We start from the raw sequence: 9,206 nt of genomic DNA on the forward strand, positions 1-9,206 counted from the left end.
TTTTAACCTCCTATCTGTGACATACATAAATTTTCTGTATCATCTTCTCTGGCTTTTTCCAGGAATTTATGCCCATCCGGTTTTTCTGCCAGAGCCTGTTTTATCATTTCTTCCAGCTCCTGATCACTGCCCCCGTTCCTCAGAATCTCACGGAGATCTCTGCCTGCAGTGTACTGAAGACATGTTTTCAGGTAGCCCTGGGACGTAAGCCTTATCCTGTTACAACTGCTGCAGAATTTATGGCTGACAGCGCTGATAAAGCCTATTTTTCCCTGAAATCCATCTATATTATAGTATCTGCATGGGCCATTGCCAAGAGCAGGTCCCTGATATATTTTCAGCTTTCCCAACTTCTCCGTAAGCTTTTCCATCACCTGCTGTTCGGACATGCCAGGAAAAATTTTTCCATATCCGATCGGCATCATTTCTATAAATCGTACATGAACCGGATATTCCCGGGCGAGCATGGCAATCTGACAGATATCCTGCTCTTCGTTGCCCAGCGGCACACAGTTAATCTTTACGGAAACAGACGGATATTTTATGGCCTCTCGGATTCCTTCGAGTGTTTTTTCCATCATATCTCTTCTGGTGATCTGCTGAAAAATCTCCGCATTCATCGTATCCAGACTGATATTTAACCCGTCCAGCCCCGCTGATGCCAGTCCTTCCATCTGATCTTTCAGGAGAATTCCATTTGTAGTCAGCGTGACTTTCTGAATTCCCGAAAGTTTTTTTATCTCGTATACCAGCCTGTCCATTCCCGCACGTACAAGAGGTTCGCCACCGGTAAACTTGATTCTTGTGATCCCCAGTTCAGCCATAACACGGCATATCCTTATGATCTCCGGCTCCTGGAGGATCAACGAACGGTCCACCAGTCTTACACCACTCTCTGGCATACAGTAAATGCACCGGAGATTACAGCGGTCAGTCACAGATATTCTCAGATAATCAATATTTCTTCCACATCGGTCGATCATTTTTCATCAAAGCGAAAATCTCCGCTCTTTCCTCCTGTCTTTTCAATCAGATGGATTTCCGACATCACCATATGCTTGTCAATTGCCTTACACATATCATAAATTGTCAGTAATGTTACCTGCACTCCGGTAAGTGCCTCCATCTCCACTCCGGTTTTTCCTTCTGTTTTTACTGTACAGTATACATGAATCCTGTTTTTCTCCTGATCAAGTTCATAGTCAACTGAACATTTCTGTATCGGAAGCGGATGGCACATGGGAATAAGAGAAGAAGTCTGTTTCACACCCATGATCCCGGCAACTCTGGCAACTCCAAGCACATCACCTTTTCTGACATTACCAGAAGTTACAGCTTCCATGATCTCAGGTCCCACTGAAATATACCCGGTCGCAATGGCGGTTCTGTATGTCACCTGCTTCCCGGAAACATCTACCATAACTGCATTTCCTTTTTTATCAAAATGCGAAAAACATTTCTCCATAAAAATCCTCCTGAGATTTCTGTTCGATTCATTTCTGTTACAGTATACAATCTGCAAACAGATATTACAATTCCCCCTGACTCCGTCAAATGGCGAAACAGGGGGAAATATTTTAAGTCTCTGTATCCTGTTGGTTACTGATACTGAATCAGCAGATTTCAGCTCCTGCCGGCATTTTTTTCTCCGGTACCATAAGTGAAAGATTTCCTTCTGCATCTTCTGCGCAAAGGATCATTCCCTCACTGAGGACTCCGGCAAGCTTCGCAGGTTTCAGGTTGGTAACAACCATAACTTTCTTTCCAACCATCTCTTCTGCACTGTAGTGTGCCTTGATTCCAGATACAATCTGGCGTACCTGGCTTCCGATCTTAACCTGTGAGCAGAGAAGTTTTTTGGATTTTTTCACTGGTTCGCAGGAAATGATCTCACCAACCTGAAACTGAAGTTTTGTAAAATCATCAAAAGTGATCTCCGGTTTTGCTTCAAGATCGATCACATCTTCTTCTTTTTCCTCAGGCTCTTCTTTTTTCGGTGGATGAAGTTCATTCACTTTTTCCATCACTTCTTTCAGGTCAAGACGGGCAAAAAGAATTTCCGGTTTCTCTACTACTTTATTTCCTGACGGGTACACACCAAATTCTTTCATGGATTCCAGGCTTCGTTTCTCAGCATTCAGCTGTGAAAGGATTCTTTCTGTTGTTTCAGGCATAAATGCTTCGAGAAGAGAAGCACCGATTGTGATTCCTTCTACCAGATTGTAAAGCACTGTTGCAAGACGGTCTTTTTTGTCTTCTTCTTTTGCAAGTGCCCACGGCATTGTTTCATCAATATATTTATTGAGACGTTTGAACAGAGTGAATACTTCTGTCATTGCATCTGCAACACGGAGTTTGTCCATTTTTGCGGATACTTTGTCCGGAACTTCCAGAACAAAAGATTTCAGATCATCGTCTACAGGTTCTGTAACGCCCTTATTCTCAACTACTCCGCCAAAATATTTATTGGACATGGAAATTGTACGGTTTACAAGGTTTCCAAGTGTATTTGCAAGCTCAGAGTTCAGACGCTCAACCATCAGCTCCCATGTGATCACACCATCATTTTCAAATGGCATTTCGTGAAGTACGAAATAACGGACAGCATCTACCCCAAAGAAATCAACAAGCTCATCTGCGTAGATAACATTTCCTTTGGATTTACTCATTTTTCCATCGCCCTGAAGCAGCCACGGATGTCCGAATACCTGTTTCGGAAGAGGCAGATCCAGTGACATCAGAAAGATTGGCCAGTAAATTGTATGGAAACGAATGATATCTTTTCCGATCAGATGGAGATCTGCCGGCCAGAGTTTCTTAAACTGCTCTGAACTTTCTCCATCACAGTCATATCCGATTCCTGTGATATAGTTGGTCAGTGCATCAAGCCATACATAAACTACATGTTTCGGGTCAAAATCTACCGGAATTCCCCACTTGAAGGAAGTTCTGGATACACAGAGATCCTGAAGTCCCGGAAGAAGGAAGTTGTTCATCATCTCATTCTTACGTGATTCCGGCTGAATGAATTCCGGATGTGTATTAATATAATCGATCAGACGGTCTGCATATTTGCTCATTTTGAAGAAGTATGCTTCTTCTTTTGCAGGTACACACGGACGTCCGCAGTCCGGACATTTACCATCTACAAGCTGTGATTCTGTAAAGAAGGATTCACATGGTGTACAGTACATTCCTTCGTAATGTCCTTTGTAGATATCTCCTTTTGCATACATTTTCTTGAAGATCTTTTTAACCTGTTTTTCGTGATCTTCATCTGTAGTACGGATAAATTTATCATAGGATGTATTCATCAGATCCCAGATTCTCTTAATCTCACCGGAAACATTGTCTACAAATTCCTTCGGTGTGATTCCTGCTTCTTCAGCTTTCAGCTCAATCTTCTGACCATGTTCATCTGTTCCTGTCTGGAAAAATACATCATAGCCCTGCTGTCTTTTGTAACGTGCGATCGCATCAGCCAGCACGATCTCATAAGTGTTTCCGATATGCGGTTTGCCTGAAGTATAGGCAATGGCTGTAGTAATATAATACTTCTGCTTTTCCATTTTATATAACCTCCTTAAATCATCTCTCATATCTGAGATGACGAATCATAATCGTGTTACCACTTCGCAATTTTGCGCTTCTCATAAAATAGTAGCATATTTGCAAAATTTTGTAAATTGCATACGATTTTTTTATAAATATTTCTTTCCCAAAAGTACACACTATTTCTTATAAGAAGAGACTATTTTTATAAGTAGAGACTATTCTCTATGAGGTTGCTCTAACTTTTGTCAGAAATTACTACTATATGTTATAATTGACGAATTTTGCATGCAAGTTGTAGAATAATTATAAGAACATTTCAAAAATTATCTGACGTTAACTTTTCTATATTTTTACTTTGTATTTATTTTGGAGGGATTTTTATGCAACCATTATCACAGACTAATATCGGAGATACCTGTACCATCAAGTGGATGTTCGGCGTACCGGAAGTTCTTGAAACCATGAAAAAATTGGATATCAGAGAAGGCAGTACTATCCATGTTATCCAGAAATGCCGTGACTGGCTTATCATAGGGGCAAATAACCGCCGGCTGGCCGTTGGAAATGAGGTTGCTGACAGAATTCAGGTATAAAGCAAAACCGGGGCTGATCGCTCCGGTTTTCGTCGTTTCAGAAAAACTATTTCATTTTAAATATGATTGTTACTTTGAACAGATCTCCGTCCACATATACTTTAAATTCTCCACCCTGCAGCTCCGTAAGGCTCTGTGCAATAGACAAACCCAGTCCGCTGCCTTCTGTGTTTCTGGAAACATCTCCTCTTACAAATCGCTCTGTCAGTTCTTCTGCTGTTATATTCAACGGCTGTGAAGAAATATTTTTCAGCGAAAATCTCACTTCCGGCTTCTGCACATTCACTTCTGCATAAACACGTGTATTTTCCATGGCATATTTCGTAACATTCCCAAAAACATTCTCCAGTACCCGCCACAGGCGTCTTCCATCTGCACAGATCATGGCCTCTTCTTCATCAAAGTGAACTACCAGCGTAAGATTTTTTTCCTGAAATTTTTCTTCAAATTCACCAATTACCTGATGAATCAGTTCCACAAAATTCAGCTCTGTCAGTTCCAGAGAAATATTTCCTGTGCTGGCTTTTGAAGCTTCTACTACATCTTCTGTCAGAGTTTTCAGGCGCTGAGCCTTATCCTCCAGTACTGCAATGTAATTCTGAATCTTCGGGTCTGTCGGATTCTCCCGCTTAAGCAGATCCACATAATTAATAATAGAAGTAAGCGGTGTTTTGAGATCATGGGATACATTTGTGATCAGTTCTGTTTTCATTCTTTCGTTCTTTACACTGTCTTCCACTGCTGCGTCCAGACCTTCACCAATATGATTAATGTATTCTCCGATTTTTTTCTGTTCACCGGTAAGTTTTTCAGTCGGTATCTTGTACTGAAGATCCCCGTCTGTGATCTTTTTTAATCCCTCGATGATAAGTTCCCGTCCCCATGCCTTTTTCAGAAGGCCATACAGGACTACAGCATCCAATACCATCAGAATAAACAGAGCAAATGGAGTATCTCCTGCCAGACCTATTCCATGAAGGATAAATTCAGTAAACACGAACACACCGAAAAGCAGGGTCATTTTAACGCGACTCATAAGATTCTGACTGAACATTTCCACAAAGCCGCCAAGCCACCTTATGAGTTTTTCGCCCCAGACGAAAATATGTCTGAGCAAGCTGTCTCTCCAGAGAGATCTTTCTTTTATCCTTCGTACAAGGCTCAGCCAGCCTGTCAGAAACCAGACTGTAAACCAGAATACACCGAGTGCCATGACCATCAGATTCCATATCTCATGCCCGGTTACATTCAACATTTCCATACAGGCAATAAAGCCCATAACGCCAGTAACAGTGATTCCCACTGCTGCAATTTCTGTATAAATCCTGTCAACGACATTCAGGTGTACTTCGTTGTCTTCATTATCTCTGCCTGCACCAATCGTAAGGACAACCAGACAGAATAAAAACAGAACCAACATCCCTGCCGACACTGCCATACACGGTATCAGCCATGGACGGTATTTGTTGTATTTGGAGCTGTTCGCTGCCAGCTGATCTGAAACTGCAAAGTTCTTGTCCACAGAAACTGCAAATATATAATCAGACTCTGTATTGGTTGTGTTCTGTATCATTTCCTGCCAGCCACTCACAGACTGATCTGCTGTATTCAGGATATTTACTTCGCATTCCTCCTGGTTCGGATAAACAATTATATACGGTTCTGCTTCAGATATAATTTTTTTCAGATAGGATTCATAATTGGAAACAGTTACTTTGTCCGTGTTACTATACACTTTATTGGCCTTTTTATCTATAAACAGATACTTGAGATTTGTATTTCCCTGTGCATACTCTTCCAGAATATTTTCTGCATCTGCGGCATTTGAAAATCTGATCAGTGTCATATACAGAAGATGATATGCATCACTGAGACTGCCGCCTTCCCATTTGGAACTGTTCACAACATCCAGAATACTGTCTGCGCCGACTGGTGCATATTCTTCCCTAAGTGCTGCATCATTATTTCCCGAAGAACTGTAATTCCAGACATTTGTGTAAACTGTTTTTTCATTTTTATCTACTACAGCTTCGACTCCAGCGCTCTGAATTCCGGATCTATCAAAATATTCATCTGTATACTCAGTATAGTTTCCACAAAGTAACTCTGTAAGGATTTCTTCCTGATACAGGCCATAGTCATTATCACCGGCATATTTCAGGTTTAGTTCTCCTGATTTTATTTTTTCAGCAAAGTCCTGGTAATACATATAATAATCACTGCCATCCGGCTTTCTGCATATCAGAACATTTGCTGCTGAATCCCAGGAACCCCGAGACCATTTGATGAGATCCCCAAGCCTGTATGCAAGCCCTGACGAGTTTTTGTCCGAAATAACACCCTCAGTATCAAGTTCCTTAATGTCAACAAGATCTTCTTCTGTGCTGTCTTTCAGAAATTTCACAGATTCCAGTGAATTCAGAATTTTATGCGAACGCATAAACACATCATCTGCAAAACTTTTGGATTCTTTATATTCAGAGCTGTCTCCAACCCATATTCCACTCTTCAGCAGCCAGCCTGCTGCCGCACCACACACTGCTGATGCCGTAAGAGATGTCACTGCCAGAATTACCAACAGAGCTTTTACCCCACTGTTTCTGTACCATCTTTTTTTCATGACTTTATTTACCCCTTTCTTATTTGCACTTCTGACAATTTTAAACCTTTTCCACATCGGCACTCCGAAATCTACAGTTTTTCCACTTTGTAGCCAAGTCCCCATACAACTTTCAGATAACGGGGTTCTTTTGGATTGATCTCGATTTTTTCACGGATATGTCTGATATGAACAGCTACTGTATTATCTGCTGCGATTGCTTCCTCGCCCCAGATATTTTCGTATATCTGATTAATAGAAAAAACTCTCCCCTGATTTTTCACCAGAAACAATAATATTCCATATTCTATGGGTGTAAGTTTTACCATTTCACCATCAACGGTAACTTCCTTCCGGTCATCATCAATCATAAGTCCTCCAGTTTCATAAACATTGCCCTGTTTATGGGACACTGAACCAAGTTGTGTATATCGTCGGAGCTGTGATTTTACTCTTGCCACCAGTTCCAGCGGATTAAACGGTTTTGTCACATAATCATCTGCACCTATATTCAGACCCAGAATTTTATCTGCATCTTCTGATTTTGCAGACAGAATAATAATAGGAAGAGGATTACTTTCTCTGATCTTCAGTGTTGCCCGGATTCCGTCAAGCTTCGGCATCATAATATCAATCACCAGAAGATCCACCTGATTGTTTTTTAATACCTGAATTGCCTCCTCACCATCGTATGCCTTCCGAACATGATAGCCTTCCTGCGTCAGATAGATATCTATCGCCTCCACTATATCCTTATCATCATCACACACCAGTATTTCTGCCACGTCTTTTCCCTCCCTCTGTTTACTATAGTTACTGTATCAGCTTTGCTTTAAGATAAAAGGGGTAAAATATTAAGAATTTCTTATAATACCAGGTTACCAAAGTCTTGCATCCACTTGAGCTTGCCCATGCCTTTTCAGTATACCATACTTACTGTTGATTTTTTTTATTTTTGTTGTTGACAAAACTGTACCATTATGGTACAGTATAGTCACAGCAAAACAGTAACAATTACTATTATTAAATATAACTAATTTATATAAGAAAAGGAGATTAAGATTATGGCTAAATGGGTATGTAGTGTATGTGGATATGTCTATGAAGGTGACGCTGCTCCGGAAGTCTGTCCGGTATGTAAAGCTCCTGCTTCCAAATTCACTAAACAGGACGACAACCTGACATGGGCTGCTGAACATGTTGTTGGTGTTGCAAAAGGTGTCAGCGAAGATATTCTCGAAGACCTGAGAGCAAATTTCCAGGGTGAATGCTCTGAAGTTGGTATGTATCTCGCAATGGCAAGAGTTGCTCACAGAGAAGGTTATCCGGAAGTTGGTCTTTACTATGAAAAAGCTGCTTACGAAGAAGCTGAACATGCTGCTAAATTCGCTGAACTTCTCGGTGAAGTTGTTACTGACAGCACAAAGAAAAACCTTGAAATGCGTGTAGAAGCTGAGAACGGCGCTACAGCTGGTAAATTTGACCTGGCTAAACGCGCAAAAGCTGCTGACCTGGACGCTATCCACGATACCGTTCATGAAATGGCTAAAGATGAAGCAAGACACGGAAAAGCATTCGCTGGTCTGCTTAAGAGATACTTTGGTTAAGCTCATTTTTATACGGCGCCAGCCGTCCATGAGGAAGTAGCATAGCGAATTCCGAATGGAGTATGGCAGAACATGGTTTACTATTTCACAGAGAGGAAATGATATATGGCTACGTTAAAATACAGCCGTCAGCGAGAATCCATCAAGGAATTTCTCATGACACGTAAAGACCACCCTACCGCAGATGTTGTATACGAAAATATGAAAAAAATATATTCCAACATCAGTCTGGGCACCGTATATCGTAACCTCTCTCTGTTATCTGATATCGGTGAGATTCAGAAATTATCCAGTTTCGGCGGTGCAGATCATTTTGACGGATGTGTCACACCACACTGTCATTTCATATGCACAGACTGCGGACAGGTTCTTGATCTGGAAACAGATGATATGAATAGACTTATGGAAAAATCAGTCAAAAACTTCTCAGGAAAAATCACCGGATACGATTTAAGATTCTTCGGATTATGTCCGAGATGTATTACTCACAGATAATATCCTGCGAGGTGTTTTTCCATAAATATGGCAAAATCCCGAGACATACGGGTCAAAATTCCATCACCGCAGGTGATTTGGAACAGATTTTGACCAAGTTGCTGTGAACAGAGTGAACAGCATCCTAAATGTATGAACAAATGATGTCTTTTCAGTCTTTTGCTTGACTTCAAATATTCAATGTGATAGATTGAAACTACAGTTATTGAGAATAATTACTATTATTAAACAAAACTAACTTATCAAAAAAGGAGATTAAGATTATGGCTAAATGGGTATGTAGTGTATGTGGATATGTCTATGAAGGTGACGCTGCTCCGGAAGTCTGTCCGGTATGTAAAGCTCCTGCTTCCAAAT

9 protein-coding genes are annotated in these 9,206 nt (G+C 40.9%); 4 read left to right on the forward strand and 5 right to left on the reverse strand.

What is annotated here, in order from left to right:
* Positions 1-2: 2 nt before the first annotated feature.
* The 3 genes from moaA to metG form a co-directional block, all read right to left on the reverse strand.
* Positions 3-983 (reverse strand): GTP 3',8-cyclase MoaA, encoded by a 981-nt coding sequence (gene moaA / locus ACTNB8_RS13585; protein WP_441055541.1) that lies wholly within the window; start codon positions 981-983, stop codon positions 3-5.
* Positions 980-1,465 (reverse strand): cyclic pyranopterin monophosphate synthase MoaC, encoded by a 486-nt coding sequence (gene moaC / locus ACTNB8_RS13590; protein WP_441055543.1) that lies wholly within the window; start codon positions 1,463-1,465, stop codon positions 980-982. The genes moaA and moaC overlap by 4 nt, the downstream gene beginning before the upstream one ends.
* Before the next feature lie 148 nt (positions 1,466-1,613).
* Positions 1,614-3,569, reverse strand: coding sequence for a methionine--tRNA ligase (metG, locus tag ACTNB8_RS13595; protein ID WP_441055545.1), 1,956 nt, complete (start codon positions 3,567-3,569; stop codon positions 1,614-1,616).
* A gap of 366 nt (positions 3,570-3,935) precedes the next feature.
* On the opposite strand from metG, the gene ACTNB8_RS13600 reads away from it, so the two are divergent.
* A complete protein-coding gene (locus ACTNB8_RS13600) occupies positions 3,936-4,148 on the forward strand; it encodes a FeoA family protein (protein WP_441055547.1) in 213 nt (70 codons plus the stop codon).
* A gap of 46 nt (positions 4,149-4,194) precedes the next feature.
* Here ACTNB8_RS13600 and ACTNB8_RS13605 read toward each other — a convergent pair whose 3' ends face one another.
* Positions 4,195-6,768 carry a sensor histidine kinase gene (locus ACTNB8_RS13605; RefSeq protein WP_441055549.1) on the reverse strand — a complete coding sequence of 858 codons (2,574 nt, stop codon included), beginning with the start codon at positions 6,766-6,768 and terminating at the stop codon, positions 4,195-4,197.
* 71 nt (positions 6,769-6,839) lie between these two features.
* Positions 6,840-7,532: a response regulator transcription factor gene (locus tag ACTNB8_RS13610; protein ID WP_441055550.1), complete on the reverse strand. Its 693-nt coding sequence runs from the start codon at positions 7,530-7,532 to the stop codon at positions 6,840-6,842.
* A 279-nt stretch (positions 7,533-7,811) separates the two neighbouring features.
* Here ACTNB8_RS13610 and ACTNB8_RS13615 point away from each other — a divergent pair, with 279 nt between their 5' ends.
* The 3 genes from ACTNB8_RS13615 to ACTNB8_RS13625 form a co-directional block, all read left to right on the forward strand.
* Positions 7,812-8,354, forward strand: coding sequence for an NADH peroxidase (locus ACTNB8_RS13615; RefSeq protein ID WP_441055552.1), 543 nt, complete (start codon positions 7,812-7,814; stop codon positions 8,352-8,354).
* 105 nt (positions 8,355-8,459) lie between these two features.
* Positions 8,460-8,849: a Fur family transcriptional regulator gene (locus ACTNB8_RS13620; protein WP_441055554.1), complete on the forward strand. Its 390-nt coding sequence runs from the start codon at positions 8,460-8,462 to the stop codon at positions 8,847-8,849.
* Between the two features lie 263 nt (positions 8,850-9,112).
* On the forward strand, positions 9,113-9,206 hold a 94-nt coding region (locus ACTNB8_RS13625), incomplete at its 3' end, for a rubredoxin-like domain-containing protein (RefSeq protein ID WP_441055556.1).

This window comes from Blautia sp. HCP28S3_G10 (assembly GCF_052065235.1).
Classification (GTDB): Bacteria; Bacillota; Clostridia; order Lachnospirales; family Lachnospiraceae; genus Blautia_A.

Coding starts and splice junctions, on each gene's coding strand:
- moaA (WP_441055541.1), bottom strand. CDS start 983: ATGATCGACCGATGTGGAAGAAATATTGATTATCTGAGAATATCTGTG.
- ACTNB8_RS13600 (WP_441055547.1), top strand. CDS start 3,936: ATGCAACCATTATCACAGACTAATATCGGAGATACCTGTACCATCAAG.
- ACTNB8_RS13615 (WP_441055552.1), top strand. CDS start 7,812: ATGGCTAAATGGGTATGTAGTGTATGTGGATATGTCTATGAAGGTGAC.
- ACTNB8_RS13620 (WP_441055554.1), top strand. CDS start 8,460: ATGGCTACGTTAAAATACAGCCGTCAGCGAGAATCCATCAAGGAATTT.
- ACTNB8_RS13605 (WP_441055549.1), bottom strand. CDS start 6,768: ATGAAAAAAAGATGGTACAGAAACAGTGGGGTAAAAGCTCTGTTGGTA.
- moaC (WP_441055543.1), bottom strand. CDS start 1,465: ATGGAGAAATGTTTTTCGCATTTTGATAAAAAAGGAAATGCAGTTATG.
- metG (WP_441055545.1), bottom strand. CDS start 3,569: ATGGAAAAGCAGAAGTATTATATTACTACAGCCATTGCCTATACTTCA.